The 23807-nt window shown below is 63.7% G+C and carries 25 protein-coding genes; 8 read left to right on the forward strand and 17 right to left on the reverse strand.

Going from position 1 to position 23807, the window contains the following annotated elements:
- Positions 1-7 precede the first annotated feature (7 nt).
- From NKH37_RS17585 to NKH37_RS17605, 5 genes are read right to left on the reverse strand one after another with little or no spacing between them, the layout of a single operon-like run.
- Positions 8-1300 carry an NAD(P)/FAD-dependent oxidoreductase gene (locus tag NKH37_RS17585; RefSeq protein ID WP_352845828.1) on the reverse strand — a complete coding sequence of 431 codons (1293 nt, stop codon included), beginning with the start codon at positions 1298-1300 and terminating at the stop codon, positions 8-10.
- Positions 1297-2280 (reverse strand): branched-chain amino acid ABC transporter permease, encoded by a 984-nt coding sequence (locus tag NKH37_RS17590; RefSeq protein WP_352482888.1) that lies wholly within the window; start codon positions 2278-2280, stop codon positions 1297-1299. Before NKH37_RS17590 ends, NKH37_RS17585 begins: the two co-directional genes overlap by 4 nt.
- Positions 2277-3185, reverse strand: coding sequence for a branched-chain amino acid ABC transporter permease (locus NKH37_RS17595; RefSeq protein WP_352482758.1), 909 nt, complete (start codon positions 3183-3185; stop codon positions 2277-2279). Before NKH37_RS17595 ends, NKH37_RS17590 begins: the two co-directional genes overlap by 4 nt.
- The gene (locus tag NKH37_RS17600; RefSeq protein WP_352482757.1) at positions 3182-3931 is read right to left on the reverse strand and encodes an ABC transporter ATP-binding protein; all 750 of its coding nucleotides are present in this window, start codon (positions 3929-3931) and stop codon (positions 3182-3184) included. The genes NKH37_RS17595 and NKH37_RS17600 overlap by 4 nt, the downstream gene beginning before the upstream one ends.
- Positions 3928-4725 carry an ABC transporter ATP-binding protein gene (locus NKH37_RS17605; protein WP_352482755.1) on the reverse strand — a complete coding sequence of 266 codons (798 nt, stop codon included), beginning with the start codon at positions 4723-4725 and terminating at the stop codon, positions 3928-3930. The genes NKH37_RS17600 and NKH37_RS17605 overlap by 4 nt, the downstream gene beginning before the upstream one ends.
- Positions 4726-4850: 125 nt before the next feature.
- Here NKH37_RS17605 and NKH37_RS17610 point away from each other — a divergent pair, with 125 nt between their 5' ends.
- From NKH37_RS17610 to NKH37_RS17635, 6 genes are read left to right on the forward strand one after another with little or no spacing between them, the layout of a single operon-like run.
- Positions 4851-5588, forward strand: coding sequence for a GntR family transcriptional regulator (locus NKH37_RS17610; protein ID WP_353041252.1), 738 nt, complete (start codon positions 4851-4853; stop codon positions 5586-5588).
- On the forward strand, positions 5585-6073 hold the full coding sequence (locus NKH37_RS17615) for a DUF3830 family protein (protein WP_352482754.1): 489 nt from the start codon (positions 5585-5587) through the stop codon (positions 6071-6073). Before NKH37_RS17610 ends, NKH37_RS17615 begins: the two co-directional genes overlap by 4 nt.
- Positions 6074-6427, forward strand: coding sequence for a TIGR04076 family protein (locus tag NKH37_RS17620; protein ID WP_352482752.1), 354 nt, complete (start codon positions 6074-6076; stop codon positions 6425-6427).
- Complete coding sequence (locus NKH37_RS17625) at positions 6424-7479, forward strand: aldo/keto reductase (RefSeq protein ID WP_352482750.1); 1056 nt, start codon at positions 6424-6426, stop codon at positions 7477-7479. Before NKH37_RS17620 ends, NKH37_RS17625 begins: the two co-directional genes overlap by 4 nt.
- A gap of 8 nt (positions 7480-7487) precedes the next feature.
- Positions 7488-7916: a DUF4440 domain-containing protein gene (locus NKH37_RS17630; protein ID WP_023716686.1), complete on the forward strand. Its 429-nt coding sequence runs from the start codon at positions 7488-7490 to the stop codon at positions 7914-7916.
- Between the two features lie 48 nt (positions 7917-7964).
- Positions 7965-9224 (forward strand): ABC transporter substrate-binding protein, encoded by a 1260-nt coding sequence (locus NKH37_RS17635; RefSeq protein ID WP_023716687.1) that lies wholly within the window; start codon positions 7965-7967, stop codon positions 9222-9224.
- A 74-nt stretch (positions 9225-9298) separates the two neighbouring features.
- On the opposite strand, the gene NKH37_RS17640 is transcribed toward NKH37_RS17635, so the two are convergent.
- The 3 genes from NKH37_RS17640 to NKH37_RS17650 all read right to left on the reverse strand — a co-directional run bounded on the left by NKH37_RS17640 (position 9299) and on the right by NKH37_RS17650 (position 11456).
- A complete protein-coding gene (locus NKH37_RS17640; protein WP_352482747.1) occupies positions 9299-10216 on the reverse strand; it encodes a sigma-70 family RNA polymerase sigma factor in 918 nt (305 codons plus the stop codon).
- A 22-nt stretch (positions 10217-10238) separates the two neighbouring features.
- Complete coding sequence (locus NKH37_RS17645; protein ID WP_023716688.1) at positions 10239-10778, reverse strand: dihydrofolate reductase family protein; 540 nt, start codon at positions 10776-10778, stop codon at positions 10239-10241.
- A gap of 138 nt (positions 10779-10916) precedes the next feature.
- Positions 10917-11456 (reverse strand): Lrp/AsnC family transcriptional regulator, encoded by a 540-nt coding sequence (locus NKH37_RS17650; RefSeq protein WP_352482745.1) that lies wholly within the window; start codon positions 11454-11456, stop codon positions 10917-10919.
- 48 nt (positions 11457-11504) lie between these two features.
- Here NKH37_RS17650 and NKH37_RS17655 point away from each other — a divergent pair, with 48 nt between their 5' ends.
- Together NKH37_RS17655 and NKH37_RS17660 are read left to right on the forward strand one after the other, a co-directional pair.
- Positions 11505-12686, forward strand: coding sequence for an MFS transporter (locus NKH37_RS17655; protein WP_023716690.1), 1182 nt, complete (start codon positions 11505-11507; stop codon positions 12684-12686).
- Positions 12687-12735: 49 nt separating this feature from the next.
- Positions 12736-13164, forward strand: coding sequence for a GNAT family N-acetyltransferase (locus NKH37_RS17660; protein WP_352855263.1), 429 nt, complete (start codon positions 12736-12738; stop codon positions 13162-13164).
- On the opposite strand, the gene NKH37_RS17665 is transcribed toward NKH37_RS17660, so the two are convergent.
- From NKH37_RS17665 to murA, 9 genes are all read right to left on the reverse strand, one after another.
- Positions 13165-14289 (reverse strand): anhydro-N-acetylmuramic acid kinase, encoded by a 1125-nt coding sequence (locus NKH37_RS17665; RefSeq protein ID WP_352482741.1) that lies wholly within the window; start codon positions 14287-14289, stop codon positions 13165-13167. It abuts the gene before it with no gap.
- A 5-nt stretch (positions 14290-14294) separates the two neighbouring features.
- Positions 14295-15296, reverse strand: coding sequence for a serine hydrolase domain-containing protein (locus NKH37_RS17670; RefSeq protein ID WP_352482740.1), 1002 nt, complete (start codon positions 15294-15296; stop codon positions 14295-14297).
- A 70-nt stretch (positions 15297-15366) separates the two neighbouring features.
- Positions 15367-17115, reverse strand: coding sequence for an ABC transporter ATP-binding protein (locus tag NKH37_RS17675; RefSeq protein WP_353004993.1), 1749 nt, complete (start codon positions 17113-17115; stop codon positions 15367-15369).
- Positions 17112-17951, reverse strand: a complete 840-nt coding sequence (locus tag NKH37_RS17680; protein ID WP_352482737.1) for an ABC transporter permease — start codon at positions 17949-17951, stop codon at positions 17112-17114. The genes NKH37_RS17675 and NKH37_RS17680 overlap by 4 nt, the downstream gene beginning before the upstream one ends.
- On the reverse strand, positions 17951-18910 hold the full coding sequence (locus tag NKH37_RS17685; protein ID WP_352855262.1) for an ABC transporter permease: 960 nt from the start codon (positions 18908-18910) through the stop codon (positions 17951-17953). The genes NKH37_RS17680 and NKH37_RS17685 overlap by 1 nt, the downstream gene beginning before the upstream one ends.
- 34 nt (positions 18911-18944) lie before the next feature.
- Positions 18945-20465 carry an ABC transporter substrate-binding protein gene (locus NKH37_RS17690; protein WP_352493947.1) on the reverse strand — a complete coding sequence of 507 codons (1521 nt, stop codon included), beginning with the start codon at positions 20463-20465 and terminating at the stop codon, positions 18945-18947.
- A gap of 99 nt (positions 20466-20564) precedes the next feature.
- A complete protein-coding gene (gene murQ / locus NKH37_RS17695; protein ID WP_502895874.1) occupies positions 20565-21470 on the reverse strand; it encodes an N-acetylmuramic acid 6-phosphate etherase in 906 nt (301 codons plus the stop codon).
- Between the two features lie 186 nt (positions 21471-21656).
- Positions 21657-22547: a glucosamine kinase nucleotide-binding domain-containing protein gene (locus NKH37_RS17700; protein WP_352493948.1), complete on the reverse strand. Its 891-nt coding sequence runs from the start codon at positions 22545-22547 to the stop codon at positions 21657-21659.
- Positions 22544-23800 (reverse strand): UDP-N-acetylglucosamine 1-carboxyvinyltransferase, encoded by a 1257-nt coding sequence (gene murA / locus NKH37_RS17705; protein ID WP_352493949.1) that lies wholly within the window; start codon positions 23798-23800, stop codon positions 22544-22546. Before murA ends, NKH37_RS17700 begins: the two co-directional genes overlap by 4 nt.
- Positions 23801-23807: the final 7 nt, after the last annotated feature.

Below are 23807 nucleotides of genomic sequence, written 5' to 3' on the forward strand. Positions count from 1 at the left end.
GCGTCGATCAGCCATCCAGCCGGTCGCGCAGCATGCTCCAGGGGAGCACCATGTTTGGTGCATGCCGCATCAGGCTGTGGAACGGGATCGGCGACGACGGTCCAAACGGCAGCGGCAAATCCTGAGGCTTTGTTCCATCAGCCCAGTCGGCAAGCACCTTGCCCATGGCAGTCGTCATGGCGATGCCGCGCCCATTGCAGGCAAAGCCCGCAACCAGGCCGGGGCCGAGATCGACGAGGCGCGGCAGGAAGTCGGGCTCGACTGCAGCCATGCCCGACCAGCTGTAGTCGATCGGCGGCATTCCCGGGAGATCGAGATGCCGGGCAAGCCATCGCCAGATCGCCCGCGGCACCCGCGTGTCGGCACCGGGGCCAAAAACATGCATGCCGCCGGTTATCAGCCTGTTTTCGCCATCGAAGCGGAAGGTGAAAAGATTGCGCCTGGTGTCGCCGACGCCTTGCCCGCCCGGAAGCAACCGGGTGCGGTATTCGCGCGGCAGCGGCGCCGTCGCGATCTGGAAGATCTTCAGTGGGAAGTAGGTTCGCTGGAGCGTACGCTCGAGCTGTCCGCCATAGGCGTTGGTGGCGACCAGCACTTTTTCGGCACGGACCGAACCGGAGGCCGTCTTCAGAGTCCAGCCACCCCCTGTCCGCTCGATCGATTTAACCCGCGTATGTTCGAAGATGCGCGCACCGGCCTTTTCCGCCGCGTCGGCCAATCCGCGCGCATATTCGACCGGATTGAGGACGCCACCCGATCTGTCGATCCAGCCACCGAGATAACCGCGAACCCCGGTCAGCTCTTCGACCGCCTGTCTGTCCAGCGCGACAGTCTGTCTTCCGCGTTGTGCCCATTGTTCGGCGCGCGATCTGGTCTTTTGCAAAGCGGCCGGTGAATGGGCTGGTTGTATCCAGCCGCTCTGGACGGCATCGCATTCGATGGCATGCCGCTTGATCAGGGCAAAGACGAGGTCGGCGCTGCCGGCGGCGAAATCGACAAGGCGTTCGCCGCGTTCGGGCCCAAGCTGGGCAATGATATCGTCGGGGTCTCTTTTCGCGAAATTCGGCACGACGAAGCCGGCGTTCCTGCCGGTTGCCCCCCAGGCGATGATTTCCGCCTCGAGGACGGCCACCGAGATGCCTCTTTCGGCGGTGTGCAGCGCGGTTGAAAGGCCCGAAAATCCGCCGCCGACTATCGCCAGATCGACATCGAGTGCACCTTCGAGCGCCGGCCGGTCGCGGCGGTTGCGGCCGACGGCGTGCCATAGCGAAAGGCCGCGTGGCACGGCAACGTTGCTCATGACCGTGCAGCGCTCTCGTCCGGAGCCGCTTTCGCGCCCTTGCCGAACCTTGCGCGTCGCGGCCTGTCGCCGAACAGGCCGTTCGGCCTGACCAGAAGGATGACGCACAGCATCACGCCGATGGCGACGATCTGCAGTGAGGCGGCGCGGGCCTGCTGTTCGGGCGAGAACAACACACTCGTCAAGGCTCCTGATCCGGCCCAGATCGCCCAGACCAGGATACTGCCGATGACGGCGCCGATATTGCTGCCCGAGCCGCCGACGATCAGCATCACCCAGACCTGGAAAGTCAGCGCCGGCAAATAATTGTCCGGGGCGATGAAGCCGGTGAAGTGCGCCTGCAGCGCACCGGCCAGCCCCATGATGGCGCCGCCGACGGCAAAGGCCTGGACCCGGTAGAACCGCGCGCTTTTTCCCAGGGATATCGCGGCCCGCTCATCCTCGCGAAGCGCCTTCAACACGCGCCCCCACGGGCTGCGCGACAGATGCTCCAGCGCGAGATAGACGATCAGCGTCACCACCGAGACGACGGCAAGATTCGACAGGTTGAACAGTAATGGGGTTTCGGCAAGACCGCCGAACGGACGCGGAATGAAGCCGATGCCGAACGGGCCGCCGGTCAGCGTCTGGGCATTGAGAGCCACCAATTGCACGACGACGGCGACGCCAAAGGTGGTGATCGCCAGATAGTCCGATCTCAGGCGCAGCGTGGCGATGCCGGTGATGGCGGCGGCGACACCGCCCACCAGCATGGCGCCGAGCCAGCCGACAAGGATCGGCAGATCGAAGCCGCCGAGTCGCGCGGCATCGTCGGGCGTGGTCAGCAGTGCCGAGGTGTAGGCGCCGATGGCAACGAAGCCGGCGACCCCGACATTGAAAAGCCCGGTCAGCCCCCATTGCAAATTGAGCCCGAGCGTGACGAGCGAAAAAATCAGCGCGGTGGTCAGGAAGAAAGCGCCGTAGCCGAGCAGATCCATCAGCGTTCCCCCACTCCGAAAAGGCCGATAGGCCGCACGAACAGCACCGCCATCAGGATGATGAAGGAGATGGCCGCCCGCCATTCGGCGCCGATCAATTGCACCGCGCCGGCTTCGGCCAAACCGATGATCAAGCCGCCGAGAACGGCGCCGGGCACACTGCCGATGCCGCCGAGGATGGCGGCCGCGAACATCGGCAGCAGCATCTCGAAACCCATGAACGGGCGGATCTGAATGAGAATGCCGATCATGACGCCGGCGACACAGGCCAGCCCCCCGCCGATGATCCAGGTGACGCGCACGACTTTGGCGACGTCGATACCGACAATGCGGGCAAGTGCCGCGTTCTGGCTCAACGCCTGCATCGAGCGGCCGGTCTGGGTACGCGTCATCAAAAGATGTACGCCGAGCACCAGAACGGCGGTCAGCAGCAGCAGCGCGATTTGGTCCGGGGTGATGCGAATGCCGAAGCCTATCGGCATGGCGATCTGGATCGCCCGGCTGAAATAGGTCGGACGCGAGGTGAAGATGAATTCGAGCAGGCTTCTCAGCGCCATCGAGGCGCCGAAGCTCGCCATCACCACGATGATCGCCTGGCCCTTGGCGCGCAGCCGCGCGAACAGCACCATGTCGAGCGCCAGCGCCAGCAGGCCGGTGGCCGCCATGCCGATGATGAGCGCGACGATCAGCGGCCAGCCGAAGGAGAGGGGTGCGATCGGCGCGATCTTGCCGAACATCGCGCCGATAGCGCCAACCACGGCGAGCGTCGCATAGGCGCCCCAGGCCATGAAGTCGCCATGGGCGAAGTTCGAGAAGCGCAGGATTGAATAGGTGAGCGTCACGCCGATGGCGCCGAGGCCGATCATCGAGCCTGCCAGCAGCCCGTCGGCGACGAATTGCAGGTTCATGCCGCGCCTCCTTTTCCAAGGTCGGGGCGGCGCTGGCCAAGATAGAGCTCGGCGACGACAGGATCGTTCCAGAGCTCGGAGGCGATGCCCTGGTGCCGGTCCTTGCCCTCGACCAGCACGTAGGCGCGATCGCCGATCGCAAGCGCTGCCTTGGCGTTCTGTTCGACCAGCAGAATGGTGACGCCGGATTTGCGGATACCGGCCAGCATCTCGAACACCATCGCCACGAATTTCGGTGACAGGCCGGCCGACGGTTCGTCGAGCACCAGCACCGTGGGATGGACGATCAACGCCCGGGCGACGGCCAGCATCTGCCGCTGTCCGCCCGAGAGATTGCCCGCGGCCGTTCTGCGCTGACGGGCGAGATCGGGGAAGGCCGCATACATTTCCTCGATGCGGGCAGGGATCTCGCGCGGCCTCAGGATGCCGCAGGCGACCTTCAAATTGTCCTCGACCGACATCAGCGGGAAGATGTTTTCGGTCTGCGGCACGAACGCAAGGCCAAGGCGGACCATGGTGTGGGCGGGCGCCGCCGTGATGTCCTTGCCGTCCAGCAGCACGGTGCCGCCGGTGATCGGGACAAGGCCGGCGATGGCCTTGATAAGGCTCGACTTGCCGGCGCCGTTGGGACCGAGAACGATGACGATCTCGCCCTGGTCGACGGTGATCGAAGCGCCGCGCACGATCGGCACGCCGGGCTCATAGCCGGCTTCGAGACCGCGGACGTCGAGTACCGTTTGGCTCATGCAGCGCCTCCGAGATAGGCCTCGATGACGCGCGGGTCGCGCGCAACCTCGTCCGGAGTGCCCTCGCACAGCAGCTGGCCGCTTGCCATGACCAGCACCCGGTGGCAGAGCCGCGTCACCATGTCGATATTGTGCTCGATCAGCAGGAAGGTGATGCCGCTTCTGTTGATATCGCGGATGCGGTCGATGATGACTTCAAGAAGCGTCGCATTGACGCCGGCCGCAGGTTCGTCGAGCAGGATGATTGCCGGATCGGCCATCATGACGCGGGCCAGTTCGAGCAGCTTGCGCTGGCCGCCCGAAAGCACGCGCGCCGGCTCGTGCGCCAGGCGGGCGAGCGTGACGAGCTCAAGCAATTCGATGGCTCTCGTCTCGGCCGCCCGCTCTTCGGTGGCGACCCGCCGCGGCGTCAGGAAATTGGCGAGCAGTCTTTCTCCGGCCTGCCCCTGCGCGGCCAGCATGACGTTTTCGATCAGTGTCAGATTGGGCAAGGGCCGGGGGATCTGGAACGTGCGGCCAAGGCCGCGGCCGATGCGGCGATGGGCAGCTTCCCCCGACACCGATACGCCGTTGAGAAGGATTTCGCCGCTGGTCGGCAGGATGCTGCCGGCCAGCAGGTCGAACATCGTCGTCTTGCCGGCGCCGTTCGGGCCGATAAGGCCGAGTATTTCGCCTGGCTGGACGTCAAACGAGACATTGTTGACCGCGACAAGGCCGCCGAAGCGTCTGACGACGTTCCTGGCCGTCAGAACCGGCGTGCGGATCTCCTCCTGCCGTTCTGTCGTGTCGCCCATCAATCCCTCTGGCCGAAAGCGATCTTCGCCGCCTATGATTTGTGATCACACTTGCTTTGATCACGCTATTCGGCTTTAATTTCTTCCGCAAGCCGAAAACGGGCCGAATGGCCACCGGGAACGCCATGCAGAAGGCCGCCATCGAACGGAATAACGAAACGATCGCAGCCCAGCTTACGCCGGTCGGCCGCGAAACCGTGCAGGATCGCGTCTATTCGGAGCTGCGCCGTGCCTTGATCGGCGGCCTTTTTGAGCCGAGTCAGGTGCTGACCATCCGTGGCCTCGCCGACGCGCTGATCACCAGTACCATGCCGGTGCGTGAGGCGCTCGGGCGGTTGATCACCGAGAAGGCGCTGGAGGCGCTTCCCAACCGCTCGGTGCGCGTGCCGCCTATCACGCTGGAGCGTATCGACGACCTCTTGCGCGCCCGCTCCCTCATAGAGGGCGAAGCGATAGCACTTGCCGCTACACGCATGAATTCGCGCCAGATAGCCACGGTCGAAGCCATGCTGGGCCAATGGGACGAGATGCGGGCGCTGAAGCACAAGAAGGATATCGACCGCGAGGCGACGCTCAACCAGAGCTTCCACTTCGAGATCTACCGATGCTGTGGCTCCGCCGTGCTGATCCCGATGATCGAGAGCCTGTGGCTGCAATCCGGGCCGTGCATTCGCGTGGCCATTTACGCATTTTCCGATGCCGGTGAAGTCGATACCGCCCACTACCATCGTCGTATCGTCGCAGCGCTTTCCAGGCAGGATGCCCAGGCAGCGCGCGAGGCGCTGGTGGCGGACATCAGCCGGCCCTTCGCCTTCCTGCGCGACAAGCTCCAATCCGCAAGCAAAGAAGGATTGAGGGCATGACGACGCCTGGCATCAGGATCACCGAGCCACGCTCGAAGCTTTCCGTGACCGCGCTGCTGTTGCCTGAAAAGGCGCCCGACAACGCCGCCTTCCTGCTGGCCTATCTCGAGCAGCCGCGCGTCGTTGCCGGCATCCATGCGATGTGGACCGGGCCGGAAATCTCCTGCCCGGTTCCATCAGCCGAACTTGAGGGCCAAACCTATGCCAGGCCCTTGCCGGCGGAGAACGCAACGCTAACGCCGCAGCCGGGTGACATCGTGTTGTCCTACGTGCCGCCGCGCATGTGGGGCGGCAACCCGAATGCCATCTTCGACATCGGCTTGTTTTATGGACCGGGCGCGCGCTTGCTGTTCCCGATCGGCTGGCTTGCCGGAAGCGTCGTCGCGCAGGTGCGTCCCGAAGAGCGCGATCAATTCGCTGCCGCCTGTGGCGCGATCCGCCGCAACGGCGCCTGTGACATCACCTTCACCCGGGTGGAGATCTGAATGGCCGACGACAGTTTCGAACTCTTCGACCTTCGCGTCGAGGCGGTCGTCCCCGAGGGCAAGCCGATCTATTGCGGTGCCAAGGCCGGCGACTATTTCGAGTTGAAGGGCGAGATGCTGTCGATGCCGACGGGGCAGGGCTTCTCGATCTATTCCATTGCGGCAGTGTTGCCGCTTCTGGCCGCAAAGCAACGCCCGACCCACAGGAACGACTGGATGACTTCGGATGCCGAGATCGCCTGTCCAGATCCCAATTGCGCCAGCCGGCTCAGGATCGTCAGGACCGGCAAGCGGTGGTTCAGTCATTCAGAAACCACGGCTGTGCCGCTGCCCAAGGAGACTGACCAGAGATGACCGCCAAGGCGTTCGAGCTCAGCCCCGGCTACACGATCTCGCGCGTCATTCGTGGCGGCTGGCAGCTTGCCGGCGGGCACGGCGCGATCGACCGCCAACAGGCGGTAACCGACCTGATCGCCACGTTCGACGCCGGCATCGGGACCTATGACTGTGCCGACATCTATACCGGCGTCGAGGAACTGATCGGTGCCGCGCGCCTGCGGCTTGCCAATGAGCGCGGCCTCGACGCCGCCGCCAAGATGAAGGTGCACACCAAGCTGGTGCCTGACCTCGAAAGGCTTTCCAGCATCAGCCGCGACTACATCAGCAGCATCGTCGACCAGTCGCTGCGGCGGCTGAAGACCGAGCGGCTCGATCTCGTTCAGTTCCATTGGTGGGACTATGCGCTGCCGGGCTACGTCGATGCGATGGGCTGGCTCAACGACCTGCGTCTCCGAGGCAAGGTGCGCAACATCGGCACCACCAATTTCGACACGCCGCGGCTGGCCGAGATCCTGGCCGCCGGCGTGCCGCTGGTCAGCCAACAGCTGCAATACTCGGTACTCGACCAGCGGCCGGCCAACAGCCTTGCGGCGCTCGCCAGCCAGCACGGCGTCAGTTTCCTCTGCTACGGTTCGGTGGCGGGCGGCTTCCTCAGCGAAAAATGGCTAGGCGTTGCCGAGCCTCAAACGCCACTCGAAAACCGGTCGCTGGTCAAATACAAGCTGATCATCGACGACTTTGGCGGTTGGGAGCTTTTCCAGGAGTTGCTTCGCACACTGAAGGCCGTCGCCGACCACCACGGCGTCGACATCGCCACCATCGCCAGCGCCTGGGTGCTGGAGCAGCCGCAAGTGGCGGCCGTCATCGTCGGCGCCCGCAACCAGGCGCACGCCCTTGCCAATGCCAGAATCATGGACATCGCGCTCGATGCCGACGACCGGGCGAGGATCGCTGCCGTGATCGCGCAAAGCCGTGGGCCGCTGGGCGACGTCTACACATTGGAACGCGACCGTCACGGCCGCCACGGCTCGATCATGCATTACAATTTGAATGCAGGCAGGAAATGAGCGCGGCCATGGACGAGAAGCCCTCCTTGCTTTCCCGCGCCAGTGCCGAAGTGGTCGATCTCCACCGCTTCTTCGTCGACTGGTTCAATGCGGCGAGTGCGGACAATGCAGATTTCAGCCGCTTCGAACGCGTCATGGGCGAAGGCTTCTGCATGGTTGCGCCGGACGGTCAGGTCCTCGATCGTGACGCGGTGCTCGACCATGTCAGGGCAAGCCGCGCCACCTCTGATGGCGATTTCAGTATCTCGATCGAGGATATCCGGGCCGGCTGGCAGTCAGACGACACGATCGTCGTCTGTTACATCGAAGCACAGCAGCGCGGGGGCAAGCACAGCCGCCGCCGCTCGAGTGCGGTCTTCACCACCAGCTCATCGGCGCCCAACGGCGTCGAATGGCGACATCTGCATGAAACCTGGCTGCAGATGCCGGAAGACTGAACAGGTTCAAGGCGTCAATGAGAGTCGTGTAACGAAAGGGGAACAACAATGAAAAAGACCATACTTCAGATCACCACTGCGCTGGCTCTGGTGACAGCGGCCGGTGCAGCGCAGGCCGCGGATTGCAAGATCACGGTCGGCCTCGTCATGGAACTGACCGGTCCCGCCGGCGAATACGGCCAGGCCGGCGCAAAATCGGTCGAAATGGCCTTCCGCGATATCAACGAGGCGGGCGGCGTGCGCGGCTGCGACCTAGCAACCGACACCCGCGACAGCCAGAGCCAAGGCAACATCGCGGTCGATGCCGCGACACAACTCGTGCAGGTCAAGAAGGTGCCGGTGATCATCGGCGGCATCATTTCCTCGGTGTCGATCCCGATCCTGACCTCGGTCACCGCTCCGGCCAAGATCGTCCAGGTGTCGCCTGCTTCCTCGTCGCCGACGCTGACGGCGCTTGGGCGCGACGGCAAGACCAACGGCATCTTCTTCCGCACCATCACATCTGATGCGCTGCAGGGTGTCGCTGCCGCCAAATACGCCATCGACAAGGGTTTCAAGAAGCTGTCGGTCATCCACGTCAACAACGACTTCGGCGTTAACATGGTGGCGGAATTCTCACGCGCCTATAAGGCGCTCGGCGGCACCATCGTCTCCGACACGCCCTACAATGAAAAGCAGTCGAGCTATGCCTCGGAAGTGACCGCGGCGATGGCCGGCGAACCGGACGGGCTTTATCTCGTCAGCACGCCTGTCGACGGCGCGACCATCGCCCGCACCTGGATTTCGCAGGGCGGTGTCCAGAAGTTCCTGCTCAATGACGGCATGAACAGCCCGGACTTCATCGAATCCGTTGGCGCGGATTACCTGAAGGATGCGTACGGCACTTCCTCCGGCACCAGCCCGACCGCATCGACCGAGTATTTCACCAAAAACTACAAGGAATTTTCGGGCATCGAACCCTCGAACCCGGCGGCCGATCGATCCTATGATGCCGGCGCCATCGTCGGCTTGGCCATCGCCATTGCCGGCTCTGAGGATCCGGCCAAGATCAAGGACGCGATGTACAAGGCGGTCGACCCGGCCGGCACGCCGATCTATGCCGGCAAGGACGAGTTCGCCAAGGCGCTCGGCCTGATCAAGGAGGGCAAGCCGATCCGCTACGAAGGCGTCATCGGTCCGGTCGCCTTCGATAAGTATGGCGACATCACCGGCCCGTTCCGGCTCTGGAAGATCGTCGACGGCAAGGTGACGACCGACGGCGAAATGACGACGGATGACGTCAACGCCTTGCAGGCGAAACTTCAGTAAGCGCCTATGCCCCGTCCGGCATCGATCCCATTTCATTGAGGTCGATGCCGGACACTTGCAAGTCCTGCTGCCGGTTAGGCCGGCCCGGAAACGACCACCGCACCAGCGGCCGGCATGATCCAGGGGCAGGCATAGTAATCGGTGACGCGATTTATGATCCCGCCAGCGGCTTCGATCCGAACCGGATGGGCCGGCTTCCAACCGTCTTCGCCATGGTGAAGCACGAGCAGCACCGCCTCGCTATCGATTATGCCAATCGCCATTTTCCAGGTCGTCGAGGCTCTTTCGTATTCAACGAAGTAAGGTGATTCCGATAGCCTTCCCTTGAAGCAATCCGCGACTTGCAATTGGGCATCCGCGCTGGTCAGCGCCCGTACCCCGTCCCAGTCGCGGCGATTGAACAGTTCGACATAGCGGCTGAGCAATTCCAGAAGTTCCGGATCGCGCTGGGGCTCCGAACGGACGATTGGCTCGCCTGACAAGGCGGCCAATTTGGAGCGGCCACGGCTCAACGCGGCCTTGACGCCACCCACGGTCGAGCCGACGAGATCGGCGATCTCTTCCAGCGAATAGTCGAAGACATCCTTGAGCAGGACGCAGGCGCGTTCCTTGGGCGGCAGGTGGATAACCAGCCGTTCGATCGCGCGATCCGCGCCGTTGCCCACCGGCTCGACCGGCAGGATGATCTCGTCTTCGACGAAATTGGCCTCCGCATGCTGACGCACCTGCCGGCTTCGCAGGAAATCGATGCAGCGATTATGTGCAATGCGAAACAGCCAGGGGCGAAGAGCACTCGCATCGTCCAGCTTCTCGATCTTCCGATAGGCCTCGAACAGCGCCTCTTGCATCACGTCTTCGGCGTCGAGCGTCGAACCGGTCATGCGTGCACAGTAGCGGTGCAGCCGCCCACGCAAATGCGCGACTGTCTCCAGGAAGCCGGCGTAGCGGACGTCGAAAAGCCCGGTCGGGTCAAGTCTTGGCTGCATCTTCATGGGCATTCAATTCGGCGGCGGATCACAGCGGGACATAGGTCAGCGTAATGACGCCGTTCTTGAAACGGTGCGTATCTATAAGCTCCAGCTTGACCAGGGATGGGTCGACATCCTGGAAAGCGCGTTTGCCATGCCCGACGCGGGTCGGCACGATCGAGAGTTGATACTCGTCGACAAGCCTGTTGGCGAGCAGCGTCTGGTCGAGATTGCTCACTCCATACTTCAGTATGTTGCCGCCGGCCTGTTGCTTGATCCTGGCAATTTCGGCAGCGACGTCGCCTTCGATCAGCGATGCGTTCCAGCTCACCTCCTTGAGGCTGCGCGACGCAACGAGCTTCTTCAGTCCGTTCATGCGGTCCATGTACTTGCTGCCTTTGACCTGCGGCCAGCGCGCCGAAAACATTTCATAGGTGATGCGGCCGAGCAGGAAAAAATCGGCCTCGCCGGCCTTTTCATAGGAGTGCTCCTTCATCTCCTCGTCGAAGAAGGGCGAGGCCCATTCCATTGGCGCTTCGATGACGCCGTCCAGCGAAATGAAGCTGCCCACTATCAATTTTCTCATCGCATATCTCCGGTTGCGCACAGGCGTCCCGTGAGACCCAAGAACCGACGAAAACGAAACGGCCCGATGGATAACCACAGGATGCAGTCTCTAGGACGTTCCCGGTTCGACTTTGGATACGCGTGAGGATCGTTTGAGTTAATAGAGCGGCTTGGCCATGTGCCGGGGCGTCGGCCACTCCGTCGTAATCCCCGGCTGCACTGGCCGCTCCAGATAGGTCGATAGCACCACGTAACTTCGCGTCGAGGTGACGCCGGGTGTTTCGTAGAGGCGCGACAGCAGGCCTTCGAGCGCCCGCGTGTCCTCGGTGCGGACCTTGATCAGCATGCATGTGTCGCCGGCCACCGAATGGATCTCCTCGACTTCGGGATGTTCGGAAATCGCCATCAGCTCCGGCGTCTTTCCCCACCCCTTGGTATCGATATGGACGAAGGCGAGCAGCGGCTTGTGTACCGCCTTGGGATCGATGATGGCCGCGGTGTTGCGGATGGCGCCACTCCGCCGCAGGCGCTTGACGCGTTCATGGACTGCCGGCGGCGAAAGGCCGACGCGGTCGCCGAGCTCGGCATAGCTGATCGTCGCGTCGTCGACCAGGACGCCTAATATTTTTCGGTCGATTGCATCGATATCGCGGGCGGCAGGCCTGTTCTGCGGAATGCCATCTGTTTCTTCATCCATATTAAAATTCCCGATTGATGCAGAATTTAATACGGCCATTATTGCCATATGTCGAACAGTGATCAAGTCGCCACATTCGCAGCGGCCCCCAAGCCGCCAATCCCGGCACTCGCTTACCTGCTGACCGGGTGCATTGCCGTGATCGGCTCGAACTCGCTTGTGCTCGGTCCGATTGCACCGGCGGTGGCCGCGTCGTTCGGCACAAGCGTGCCGGCGGTCATGATCGCGTCCGCCGCGTTCGGGCTCGGTACGTCGGCAAGCGCCTTGTTCCTGGCGCGCTACATCGACCGGCTCGGCGCCCGCCGCATGCTGCAGGGAGCGTTGCTGCTGCTGGCAATAGCGCTCGTCGCCAGCGCTGCGGCGCCGACGGTGACGGCGCTGGTCGCGGCCCAGCTTCTCGCCGGCATTGCTGCGGGTGTCGCCATGCCGGCAATCTATGCCAGCTCCGCCGCGATTGCGCCGCCCGGTCGTGAAAGCGGGACCATCGGCGTCGTGCTGACCGGCTGGACGCTGAGCATGGTCGCCGGCGTTTCGCTGTCGGCCGTACTTGCCGACCTGGTGCATTGGCGCGCCGTGTTCGCGGCGGTCGCGGTGCTCGCAACACTCGCATTGGCCAGCCTCACGTTGACGTTGCTCAGCGACGTCAGGAAGAGCGGTCCGGCACCGACGCCGCTGGGCGCCTTGGGTGTTCCCGGCATAGTGCCGCTTCTGGTCGCCTGCGCCGCCTTCATGACGGCGTTTTATGGCGTCTATGGCTATCTCGGCGATCACCTTCACAACGGCCTGGGACGGCCGGTCAGTGCCAACGGGCTGGCCGCGCTCGCCTATGGCGCCGGCTTTGGCACGGCGGCACTTCTTGACGGCGTCATCGATCGTCTGGGCGCGCGGCGGGTCATGCCGTTTGCCTATCTGCTCGTCGCGCTCGTCTATGTCGCGATTGCTGCGGCAAGTGGCAGCTTCGGCCTGACCATAGCGATGATAGCCGTCTGGGGCCTTGCCAATCATTTCGGGCTGAACGTCCTGGTGATGCGCCTATCGGCGCTCGACCCTGCGCGCCGCGGCACGATCATGGGTTTGAACAGCGCGGTGACCTATCTCGCGGTGTTCGTCGGCACCACGGCGTTCGGGCCGCTTTATTCCACGTTCGGGTTTGCGGCATCGGCGGTGGTTGCAGCCTTGCTCATGCTGATCGCTGCTGCGGCAGCGGCGTGGCGTTCGCCGAAGCTATAGCGCAGCAAGGCTTGCGTCTCGGCCCGGTCCTTCGATAGATGCTCGTTGGATGGACAATACAACGCTTGAGACAACCGCCAATCCCTTGCCGCACGAGCTGGCTTTTCTTGGAGAGCGGCTTGCGGCGTTCAACGACAGCGATGTCGGCGCCTCCGGCAGGAAGACATTGGCCGTGTTCGTGCGCGATGAGCACGGCGCGATTGTCGCCGGCATCTCGGGATACACCGCCTGGGGCTGGCTCTATGTGCAATGGCTCTGGGTCGATGAAAAGCTGCGCGGCCAGCGCATGGCCGGCCGGATGCTCGAGGCAGCCGAGAGGGAGGCGATGGCGCGCGGCTGTCACGGCGCCTGGATCGACACGTTCAATCCCAAGGCCGTCAAGGCCTATGAGCGCCAAGGTTATCGACCGTTCGGTGCGCTCGCCGACTTTCCCATTGGCCGAAGCCGTATCTTCCTGCAGAAGAAATTGGTGGCTTAACTAGCCGGCAAGGCGTCCGCCGCACATCGGCTGTGGCACGCCGGTCGTGCTGGGGAAGCTGATCGGCAAGCCCCTAAGCACGCGCACAGCCAGGAAGGCAAAACACTCCGCCTCCACCGCGTCGCCCTTCCAGCCAAGCGCCTCCGCCGGCACGGCTTCGACGCCGGCGCGGCTGGCAAGCATGGCCATGATCGTTGGGTTGTGGCGACCGCCACCGCTGACCACCAGCCGCTTCGGCCGGCGCGGCAGAAGATCGAGCGCCTTGCCGACCGCGGCCGCGGTGAAGGCCGTCAGCAGGGCAGCGCCATCCTCGGCATTCATCCCTTCCGCCATCGAGGCGCCGAAATCGAAACGGTCCAGCGATTTCGGGTATGGCTTGGTCAAGTACGGGTGCTGCAGGAGCTTGGCCAACCGTGCCTCATCGACCGTCCCGACGCGAGCCAGCGCGCCGTCGCGGTCCATTTCGCCAAGCCCCTTCGACTTGATGAAGTCGTTCAGCGGCGCGTTGGCGGGTCCGGTATCGAAAGCGATGACATTGTCCTTGCCGTCCCACCAGGTGATGTTGGCCACGCCGCCGAGATTGAGCACCGCCGTGTCGCCGCTGGCGTCGGCTTCGCGCAGCAGCGCGGCGTGATAGGCCGCCGACAGCGGCGCGCCCTGGCCGCCGGCGCGCATGTCGGCCGAGCGGAAGTCATAGGCGACCTTGGTGCCCAGGATGGCATGCATCAGCTCGCCATCACCGAGCTGGCGACTCTGGCCCAGTCGGCCTACTTGCGGGGCACGGTGCAGCACGGTCTGGCCATGAAAGCCGACGACGCCGATGTCGGCCATGGTCAGGCCGTGGCTTTCGACAAGATCCTTGACCGCCGCAGACTGGGCGCGCGTCAGCGCCTCCTCTGCCTCGTGGAAGATTGCCGGTTCCGGCCCGGTGAAATTCCAGTTCCTTGCCTGCCTAAGCGTCTCTTCCAGCAAGGTCCGGATCGACTGCGGGTAGGGGGCCAGCGTGTAGGTGCCGAAATCCGCGATCCGTTCGCCGTCGGTCTTGATCAGCGCGACGTCGATATTGCCGTCCAGCACGGTGCCGGTCATCAAGCCGACGGCCCACATTGGTTCGCCATTTTTCATGATTGTCAGGCTCCGTTGACGAGATCGCCGACCGCTTGGCGAAGCGCTGCGATCCCGCTGTTGAAATGACGTGTCGGATGGATCCGGTTGGTGAGCAAGGTCCACGCTCTGCTTTTGTCGAAGTCGACCCAAAGCCCGGTGCCGGTGAAGCCGGTATGCCCGATGGTTTCGGGGCTGCACAGCCGGCCGCCGGACCAGCCTTCGTAGGGTCGCTCCCAGCCATGGGTGCGGGTTGCCGACAAGGGCGTGCGCATCAGCGCTATCGAACGCTGCGACGCGCCGGTCCCGTCCAGCAGCCCTCGCGCAAAGTCGAGGACCGAAGCTGCCGTTCCGAACAGCCCGGCGTGACCGGCCCCTTGCAATGCCGAGCAATTGTCGTCGTGGACCTCGCCTGACAGCACGCGATGGCGCCATGTGCAATCTTCTGTGGCCGCCGCTTGACCCGGTTCGGCGGAGAACGCGAAGCCCGGACCGGGATCCATGTCGCGAATGGTCTTGCCGGACAGGCGCTCCAGGACGAAGCCGAGCAGAATGAAGTTGATATCGGAATAGACCGGCTCCCCGACCTGCCACTCGCGCTGCAAGACAAAGGCGCGCAACAGCTCGGGGTCACGCCCATAGGTGTAGATCGGCGCGACGGCGGGAAACGGTGTCTGATGGCCGAGGCACTGGCGAAACGTCACCGTCCGCTCCCAGGCCTTTTCGTCATATTGGCGAAGATCGGTCAGGACCGAAATCAGCGGCGCGTCGAGGTCGATGACCCCCTCTTCCGCCAGCGCCAAAATGCGCGGTGTGGTGAAGATGATTTTTGTCAGGGATGCCAGATCGAACCATGTCCCGACATGCATCGGCCTTATCTTCGGCACGACTTGGGCTGAGCCGATTGCCCGGACGATGCGTTCGCCGTCCCGGTCGACCATGCCGAGCACGCCGCCCGGAATGCGCGCCGCAGCCACTGCCGCTTCGAGAGGGGCGAATGCGCGGGAGAAGAGATCGGGATCGATCAATTGCGGCGTCCGTCTGAAAGGCAGCGAGGGAGCTGTCCGTCTGCCTCTGCATGCTTTCGGGCGACAATCATCACACTTCCACCCGTACTCTATGATCCGGCCCGAACTGCTGCCATTTTGCCGGGCCCGGCTCAAATCCCAGCGGACGCACGAGCGAGGGAACCTGGCGCGTGTCCAGCTCGAAACGTTCATGCCGCCGGTCTATGGTGGGAACGGCCGCGATAAGCTGTTTGGTATAGGAGTGCTTCGGCTCCGAGAGCACCAATCTGGCATCGCCGATCTCGACGATCTGGCCGGCATAGATGACCGCGATGCGATGGGCGATCCGCTCGACCACAGCCATGTCATGCGAGATGAACAGATAGGCCAGCCCGAATTCACTCTGCAGCTCGATCAAAAGCTCCAGCACTCTGGCCTGCACCGATACGTCGAGCGCCGAAACCGCTTCGTCGAGGACGACAACGGAGGGATTGAGCATCAGCGCACGGGCAATGCACAGCCGTTGGCGTTGGCCGCCGGAGAATTCGTGCGGATAACGCTGCAGGCTGTTTTCCGGCAGGCCGACGCGGTTCAGCAGCGCGGCCATTTTCGCTCGCGTCTCAGCAGTTATCCGCCCGCCCGTGGCGATCACCGGTTCCGCAAGAATGCTTTCGATGGCGAGCCTGGGATTAAGCGAGCCATAGGGATTCTGGAACACCATCTGCACGGGAAGGGCGCTCTGCCCGGCGGCGGCCTTGCGCGTGCTGGCCAAGATTGTGCCGCGCGTCGAGCGCACCAGCCCCAGAATCGCACGGGCGGCGGTGGATTTTCCGGAACCGCTCTCGCCGACGACGGCCAATGTTTCGCCCGGCATCAAGTCGAAATCCACACCGTCCACCGCATGCACGGCACCGCTGGCGCGGCTGAAAAAGCCACCCTTGACGGGAAATCGCACCACGAGGCCATCGACCTTCAGCGCCGGCTCGGTAGCTTTTTGCTTTTCGCGTTGCATGTCTTTGCGTGTCGCACTGCCGCCGGCGAAATGCGGCACCGCATGAAGCAGATGCCGCGTATAGGGATGCTGCGGATCGTCCAATATCTGGTTCAGCGCGCCTTGCTCGACAGCTTCTCCGCTTTGCATCACCATCACCTTGTCGGCGATACCTGCAACCAAGCCGATATCGTGGGTGATGAAGATCATCGACATCACGGTTTCCTGCTTCAACTCGGCGAGCAACGCCATGATCTGCGCCTGCACCGTAACATCCAGCGCCGTCGTTGGCTCGTCGGCAATGAGCAGGCGCGGGTTGCAGGCGAGCGCCATGGCGATCATCACCCGCTGCAGCATGCCGCCCGAAAGCTGGTTGGGCGTGTATTTCAGCCGCCGTGCTGCGTCGGGAATGCGCACACGGTCGAGCGCGTCCTTGGCCGCCGCCGTCGCTTGCCGGCCGGTCAGGCCGCGATGCAGGCGAAACGACTCCTGGATCTGCCTGCCGATGGTCAGCACCGGATTGAGCGAGGTCATCGGCTCCTGGAAGATCATGCCGATTTCGCCGCCGCGGATCTTCGTCAGCTGCGGCTCGGCCGCGGCGGTCAGGTCGAACATGCTGCCGTCGGCCCGCTTCAGCTTGATCGAGCCCGCGGTGATGCGGCCGCCGCCATAATCGACAAGGCGATTGATCGAGAGCGCCGTCACCGATTTGCCCGAGCCGCTTTCGCCGACGATGGCCAGCGTTTCGCCGTCAGCGAGATCGAAGCTGACGCCGCGCACGACCTCATTGGCTGACGGCTTTCGGCCGAAGCCGACGCGCAAACCGCTGACGGACAGCAGCGGGATCATGCGATCGATCTCCGCGTCTTCGGGTCGAGCACATCGCGCAACGCATCGCCGAGCAGGTTGAAACCGAGGATGCTGATCATGATCGCCACCCCCGGGAAGATCATCAACCAGGGAGCTGTCTCCATCAGGTTGCGGCTGTCGCTCAGCATCAGGCCGAGCGACGCGGCGGGCGGCTGCGTGCCGAGCCCGAGGAAGCTCAAGCCGGCTTCGGTGAGCAGTGCCCAGGCCAGCGCCAGCGTCACCTGAACGGTCAACGGCGCGACCAGATTGAGCAGCAGATGCCGTGTCACGATGTAGCTCGAGCTGCTGCCGAACGTGCGGGCCGCGTCGACGAACTCACGCGCCTTGAGCGACAGAGCCGGGCCGCGCACCACGCGCGTGAAGATCGGCGTGTAGACGATGGCAATGGCGACGACACTGGTCCAGGTTCCCGGTCCCGCAACCGCGACGATCAGCAGCGCCAGCAGGATCGCCGGGAATGCCAGCAGCACATCCATGATGCGCATCACCAGGCCGTCCCAGCGGCGCCCGAACCAGGCTGCCGCCAGCCCGAGCACGGTGCCGGCCAGCGTCGCGAAGGCGACCGAAAAGAAGGCCACGAGGAAGGACTGGCCGATCCCGGTCATCAGCCGGCTTGCGACATCGCGGCCGAACAGATCCGTGCCCATCCAGTACGTGCTGTCAGGCGCATGCAGCCGCTCGACCCGGTGCTGCGTCAGCGGATTGTGCGGCGTCAGCCCCAGCATGCCAAGTACGGCGAGCAGCAGATAAAGCGCAACGATGGCACCGCCGATGCGGCCGCTGGTGTGCGCAAGTATAGCCCGCAATGTCGCCATCAGTGTTCGCTTAGCCGAATGCGCGGGTCGAGCGCGACATAGGCGAGGTCGACGAGGAGATTGACGATCATGAAGTTGAAGGCGATAAACAGCACGCTTCCCTGCACCAGCGCGTAGTCGCGCTGCAGGATGGCATCCAGCACCATGCGGCCGAGACCGGGCAGTGCATAGATTTGCTCGACGATGACTGCCCCGCCCAGGAGATAGCCGAACTCTATGCCGCTCAGCGTCACGACCGGGATGAGCGCATTGGGCAAAGCATGCCGCCAGATGACGCCGCGCGCCGAGACGCCCTTGCTGCGCGCGGTCCTGACGTAATCGTCGCTCAGCACGTCGAGCATCGCCGAACGCGATATACGGGTGACCGACGCCGCGAAGGCGAAACCGAGCGTGACGGCCGGCAGCAACAGCTGGCTGAGATTGCGCAGCGGATCCCGCCACAGCGGCGAAAACTCGCCCATCGCCGGCAAAACGCCAAACCCCGCCGACAGCGTGTAGATGATCAGCAGTGCAAGGACGAAGTTCGGCGTCGATTGTCCGATCATTGCGACAACGCGCACGCCGAGATCGGAAAGCTTCTCATTGTGGGTGGCGGCAAAGATCCCGGCCGGCATGCCGACGACAAGGGCGATGATCATCGACAGCAGCGCAAGCTCCAGCGTCAGCGGGAAGCGTTGGAGAATAACGCCGAGCACCGGCCTGCCATAGGTGGACGAAATGCCGAGATTGCCTTGGAAAAGACCAAGCAGCCAACGCCAGTACTGGATGAACCAGGGCTGGTCGATGCCGAAATAGGCCGCAAGCGCGTCGCGCTGAGGAGGCGTCAGCAGGCCGGCTTCGCTTCCCAGCATCGCCGTGATCGAATCGCCCGGAACCATCCGGATTGCCAGGAACACCACGATGGACACGCCAAGCAGGACGAGAGGGAAGGTCGCCAGTCGCCGCATCAGATAGTTCACGCGAAGAATATCCTCTCGTCCGGCATCGAAGCAGCTACTGGATCGTCACCTTGGCGAGGCTGAACAGCGAACCTGTCGGCACCGGTTCGAATCCCGCGATATTCTTCTGCTGGGCCGTGTAGCTGTAGGACGTGTAGAGCCATATCCAGGGCGACATCTCAGTGATGTGCTTCTCGAAGTCGGCGAAGATCGCTTTGCGCGCCGCCGGGTCGGTCTCGGTGCGGCCCTTCTGCATCAGGCCGTCCAGCGTATCGTCGATATAGTTCGCCACCTTCTGCAGATTGCCGGTCTTGGTCCAGTAGCGATTATACATAGTGTAGGGATCGGCCCTGCCGCCGTTCAGCGCGACGGCCATGTCGAAATCGCCCTTCAGCCATGCATCGACATAGACGTTGAGCTCCATCATTTTGATGTCGAGCTTGACGCCGATTTCGGCGAGCTGCGACTGGATGACCTGGGCTTCCGCCGCTGCTGTCGGCGGCTCGCCGGTGGCGCCGATCACGGTCGCCGAAAAGCCGTCGGCATAGCCGGCTTCAGTCATCAGTTGCTTGGCCTTCTCGACGTCGCGCTTGTAGCAGAACAACTGGCTCGGATCGGTCGCCAGCGCCGGGATGGTCAGCGGGCCGGTGACCTTGCCTTCGCCGAGCGAGGCGGTGTCCAGCACTTCCTGCCGGTCGATGGCGCAGGATATCGCCTGACGCACCTTGAGTTCGGTCATCGGCTTGCGGGACGGATTGAGCTGCAGCACGTGGTAGGCAAGCACCGGCACGCGGTTCAACTGCAGGCTGGCCTCCTTGGGCACCAGCGTGGCGACAAGTGGATCGTTGAGCAGGGCGAAGTCGATCTGCTTGGTGCGCATCGCCGCCAGGATCGCCGTTTCGTCCGGCAGCACGCTGATCTCGATGCCGTCGACACCGGTCGCGCCGCCCGCCCAATCCTTGTTGGCGACAAGCACTTCCTTGGAATTAGGATCCCACTTTTCGAGCTTGAACGGACCCGAGCCGACCGTCGTCGTGCCGATCGAGCCGGCCGTGATTTCGCTTGCCGGGACGATCGCGGCATTGACGTCGCTCATCGCCGTCAGGATCGGCACATCCGGCTGCGAGAGGTGGAACACGACGGTGGCTGGATCGGGCGTGTCGATGCTGGCGATCGAGAGAAAGTTGGCGCGGGCGGCCGCACCGGTCTTCTCGTCGAGTATGCGCTCGAAAGATGCCTTGACGTCGGCCGAGGTCACGGCGGCGCCGTTCTGGAATTTTGCTTTCGGATTGAGCCTGAAGCTCAGCTCCTTGCCGTCCGCCGAGAACTGCCAGGAGTCGGCAATCGCGGGCGTGATCTGCAGATTGGCGTCGAGCCGTACCAGCGGTTCATAGATCAGCTCCAGCAACCGCAGCGAGGAGAATGCCGTCTGCTTGTGCGGATCAAGACCGGTGGCGTCCTGCGACCAGGCCATGTGCAGCGTCGCCGCACTCGCCTGCACCGGTGCCGCGGCAATGGCCAGCATTGCCGCAAGCGTCATCCCGGAAAGCAGTTTCTTGCCAATGTGCCGTACCATTGTCGTCTCCCATTATTGTTAAACCTGATGCCTTGCAGTTCCCCGGACCGCTTCAAAGGGACACACGCCCCGGAACATCGGCCCAGCATCCATGCGGTCTTACACCGTCTTTTCGCCTATCGCCTTGCGCAGGAAACCTCCCGCATTGGCAAGCGCCTTACGTGCTTCTTCGACGCCCATGCCGGTGATCGTCACCAGGATTGCCAGTTTTACGTCATTGCCGGTCTGGTCGAGTGCCTGTCGTGCCTGCTGCGCCGCGCAGCCGGTCGTCTGCATCACGATCCTGACCGCCCTGGCGATCAGCTTCTTGTTGCTTGGATTGAGGTCAACCATCAGGTTCTGATAGCTCTTGCCGATGCGGATCATGCTGGCGGTCGACAGCATGTTGAGCACCAGCTTTTGCGCGGTTCCCGATTTCAGTCGGGTCGAGCCGGTGAGGACCTCCGGTCCAACCACCGGAGAGATGGCAATATCGGCAATTCCGGCAATGGTCGATCGCGGATTGCAGGACAGCGCCACGGTGGTGGCTCCCACCTGCTTGGCATAGGTCAAGCCGCCGATGACATAGGGTGTGCGTCCGCTGACAGCGATGCCGACCACCACGTCGCCGGCGGTCAGCTTGATGTCCTGCAGCGCCTTTATTCCCTGCTTCGGATCGTCCTCCGCGCCTTCCGCGGAGTGCACCAGCGCGTCGACGCCGCCGGCGATCAGGCCCATCACCATGTCCTCGGGCACGCCGAAGGTCGGCGGACATTCCGAGGCGTCGAGGACGCCAAGCCGGCCGCTCGTGCCCGCGCCCATATAGACAAGGCGTGCACCTTTCTGGAACGCGCTCACGATCCGGTCCACGGCCGCAGCAATGTCGGGGATGACCTTCTCGACGGCTGCCGCAACGCCTTTGTCCTCGTCATTGATCTTGCGCAGCACCTCGAGGGCCGGCAACAGATCGATGTCCATCGTCTTCGGATTCCGGTCCTCGGAAACCAATCGCTCCAGCTCCGACATCAACCCGTGTTCGACCACTTGCTTGCTTTCAATCTGCTGTGAGCAGGAATGTGATGCGGTGCCAGCCGACGTCCAGTGCCCGCAGCCGGCGACCGGCAACTTGCTTCTGCTTGGTTAACTTTTTAGAATTCGATATTCCTCGTGTCAACGGATTCTAGGAATATAATATTCCTTAAGGCAGGAGCACTATCGCTGACACAGGGATTTCCTAGCCAGGATTATGGCTCCCGAAACCGCATCGCCATCGGCCGGCTTCAGACGTCGGCGGACGTCGGGAGCGAGCCATGGCTCTAGCGGGCTGGACAGACCGCCGAGCAGCGTAACCCGCGGCGCGCCCTTTTCGAACAGCACCCGCACGAACGTGTCGACCTGCTCGGCAGCACCTTGCACGATGCGCCGTCCGGCCGGATCGCCCTGGTCGGCGTGGCGGATCACCATCGGCGCCAAGGCGGCATAGTCGGTCGCGCTGGCGCGGTCCATCCAGGCCACCGCCTCGAACGGATCGTCCCTGAAGCGCTGCATCACCTCGGTCAGCAGCGCCGTCCGCTCATGCCGGCCGTCATGGGCACGCAAGGCAAGCTGCACTGCCTTTAGTCCGAGATCGGCGCCGCTGCCCTCGTCGGAAATCGGAAAACCGTAGCCGCCGACGCGCAGGTCGCGCCCTTCGACAAAGCCGAGCCCGATCGAACCGGTCCCGGCTATGACGATGGCGCCGTCTTGACCCGAATGAGCGCCAAGGCAAGCCGCGACGCCGTCGCTGACGAAGTCGATGCTCGCAAAGCGATGTTCGATGCCACGAAACGCCTCGAGCACACCCTTGCGGCCGATGCCGGCAAGACCGATGCCGGCGCGGATCCTGGCGATTTCCACCGCCGCGAACCCTGCCTCTTCGATCGCCGCGCCAAAGGCTTTGGCAATCGAGGCCCAGGCCGCCTCTATACCGAGCCGCGTTGTCGCCGGGCCCGACAGGCCTTGCCCGAGCACAGTTCCTGCCTCGTCTTCGATACGCGCCCGGCAGCCGGTTCCGCCGCCATCGACGCCCAGGAAATAATGCGGAGACACCGCGCCGGCACTCATCCACTTATCCGCTCGATCTGGGCGCCACACAGGCGGAGCTTGCGGTCCAGCTGCTCATAGCCACGGTCGAGGTGGTACACCCGGTTGATCGTTGTCTCGCCTTCGGACACCAGCGCCGCCAGCACCAGCGAGACGGAGGCGCGCAGGTCGGTCGCCATCACTTGCGCGCCCTTCAGCTTCTCGCCTCCGCGCACCAGCGCCATGGTGCCTTGCAGCTTGATATTGGCGCCGAGCCGCATCAGTTCGGGCACATGCATGAAACGGTTCTCGAAGATCGTCTCGCGCAACAGCGAAGCGCCCTCGGCACAGCACATCAACGCCATGAACTGCGCCTGAAGATCGGTCGGAAAGCCCGGATAGGGCTCCGTCGTCACGTCGACCGCCTCGAGTGGCCCGTCTCTCGACACGATCAGCCCGCGGTCGCCCGGCCATATTTTCACACCGGCTGCTTCGAGCAGCTGGACGACGGATGCCATGTGCTCGAGCCGCGCGTGGGTCAGCTCGAGCTGACCGCCGGTGATAGCCGCTGCGACGGCATAGGTGCCGGCCTCTATCCGGTCCGGGATGATGTCGTGCGTGGCGGCGCGCCAGTCTGTGCGGCCCGCGATCAGGATGCGGTGCGTGCCGGCGCCCTCGATCCGCGCGCCCATGGCGTTCAGGCAGGCGGCAAGATCGGCCACCTCCGGCTCGCGGGCCGCGTTGAGGATCTCGGTCTCGCCGTGTGCAGTCGTCGCCGCCATCATCGCAGTTTCGGTCGCGCCGACCGACGGCGAGCTCAAAACGATGCGCGCGCCTTTCAGTCCGCCCGGCGCAGACGCGACGATCAGCCCGTTTTCGATGGCAATGTCGGCGCCAAGTGCCGCAAGCGCGGCGACATGCATGTCGACCGGCCGTGCGCCGATCGCGCATCCGCCAGGCAGCGAGACCCGGGCATGGCCGAAGCGGGCAAGCAGCGGACCGAGAACCAGCACCGTCGCGCGCATGCGCCTGACTGTGTCGTAGCTTGTCTCCCTAGAGACGGCAGCACTGGCATCGATTGTGGCGGCATGCGCCGATCTGGTGACTTCAGCCCCATGAAGGCCGACGACGCCAAGCATGTTGTCGACATCGGTCACCTCAGGCAGGTTGGTCAGCTGCAGCGGGTGGGGGCTGAGCAAAGCTGCCGCTATTTGCGGCAAGGCCGCGTTCTTGGCGCCGGAGATCGTCACCGCGCCCTCAAGCCTGTGCCCGCCGACGATCCGCAATCTATCCATGGCTCTG

The organism is Mesorhizobium sp. M1217 (assembly GCF_040318275.1).
Lineage (GTDB): Bacteria > Pseudomonadota > Alphaproteobacteria > Rhizobiales > Rhizobiaceae > Mesorhizobium.

Coding starts and splice junctions, on each gene's coding strand:
- NKH37_RS17640 (WP_352482747.1), bottom strand. CDS start 10,216: ATGAAGATGCAGCCAAGACTTGACCCGACCGGGCTTTTCGACGTCCGC.
- NKH37_RS17595 (WP_352482758.1), bottom strand. CDS start 3,185: ATGAACCTGCAATTCGTCGCCGACGGGCTGCTGGCAGGCTCGATGATC.
- murA (WP_352493949.1), bottom strand. CDS start 23,800: ATGGATAGATTGCGGATCGTCGGCGGGCACAGGCTTGAGGGCGCGGTG.
- NKH37_RS17600 (WP_352482757.1), bottom strand. CDS start 3,931: ATGAGCCAAACGGTACTCGACGTCCGCGGTCTCGAAGCCGGCTATGAG.
- NKH37_RS17700 (WP_352493948.1), bottom strand. CDS start 22,547: ATGAGTGCCGGCGCGGTGTCTCCGCATTATTTCCTGGGCGTCGATGGC.
- NKH37_RS17610 (WP_353041252.1), top strand. CDS start 4,851: ATGCAGAAGGCCGCCATCGAACGGAATAACGAAACGATCGCAGCCCAG.
- NKH37_RS17680 (WP_352482737.1), bottom strand. CDS start 17,951: ATGGCGACATTGCGGGCTATACTTGCGCACACCAGCGGCCGCATCGGC.
- NKH37_RS17690 (WP_352493947.1), bottom strand. CDS start 20,465: ATGGTACGGCACATTGGCAAGAAACTGCTTTCCGGGATGACGCTTGCG.
- NKH37_RS17675 (WP_353004993.1), bottom strand. CDS start 17,115: ATGATCCCGCTGCTGTCCGTCAGCGGTTTGCGCGTCGGCTTCGGCCGA.
- murQ (WP_502895874.1), bottom strand. CDS start 21,470: ATGTCGGAGCTGGAGCGATTGGTTTCCGAGGACCGGAATCCGAAGACG.
- NKH37_RS17605 (WP_352482755.1), bottom strand. CDS start 4,725: ATGGGCGACACGACAGAACGGCAGGAGGAGATCCGCACGCCGGTTCTG.
- NKH37_RS17665 (WP_352482741.1), bottom strand. CDS start 14,289: ATGAAAAATGGCGAACCAATGTGGGCCGTCGGCTTGATGACCGGCACC.
- NKH37_RS17650 (WP_352482745.1), bottom strand. CDS start 11,456: ATGGATGAAGAAACAGATGGCATTCCGCAGAACAGGCCTGCCGCCCGC.
- NKH37_RS17625 (WP_352482750.1), top strand. CDS start 6,424: ATGACCGCCAAGGCGTTCGAGCTCAGCCCCGGCTACACGATCTCGCGC.
- NKH37_RS17615 (WP_352482754.1), top strand. CDS start 5,585: ATGACGACGCCTGGCATCAGGATCACCGAGCCACGCTCGAAGCTTTCC.
- NKH37_RS17585 (WP_352845828.1), bottom strand. CDS start 1,300: ATGAGCAACGTTGCCGTGCCACGCGGCCTTTCGCTATGGCACGCCGTC.
- NKH37_RS17660 (WP_352855263.1), top strand. CDS start 12,736: ATGGACAATACAACGCTTGAGACAACCGCCAATCCCTTGCCGCACGAG.
- NKH37_RS17620 (WP_352482752.1), top strand. CDS start 6,074: ATGGCCGACGACAGTTTCGAACTCTTCGACCTTCGCGTCGAGGCGGTC.
- NKH37_RS17645 (WP_023716688.1), bottom strand. CDS start 10,778: ATGAGAAAATTGATAGTGGGCAGCTTCATTTCGCTGGACGGCGTCATC.
- NKH37_RS17655 (WP_023716690.1), top strand. CDS start 11,505: ATGTCGAACAGTGATCAAGTCGCCACATTCGCAGCGGCCCCCAAGCCG.
- NKH37_RS17635 (WP_023716687.1), top strand. CDS start 7,965: ATGAAAAAGACCATACTTCAGATCACCACTGCGCTGGCTCTGGTGACA.
- NKH37_RS17630 (WP_023716686.1), top strand. CDS start 7,488: ATGGACGAGAAGCCCTCCTTGCTTTCCCGCGCCAGTGCCGAAGTGGTC.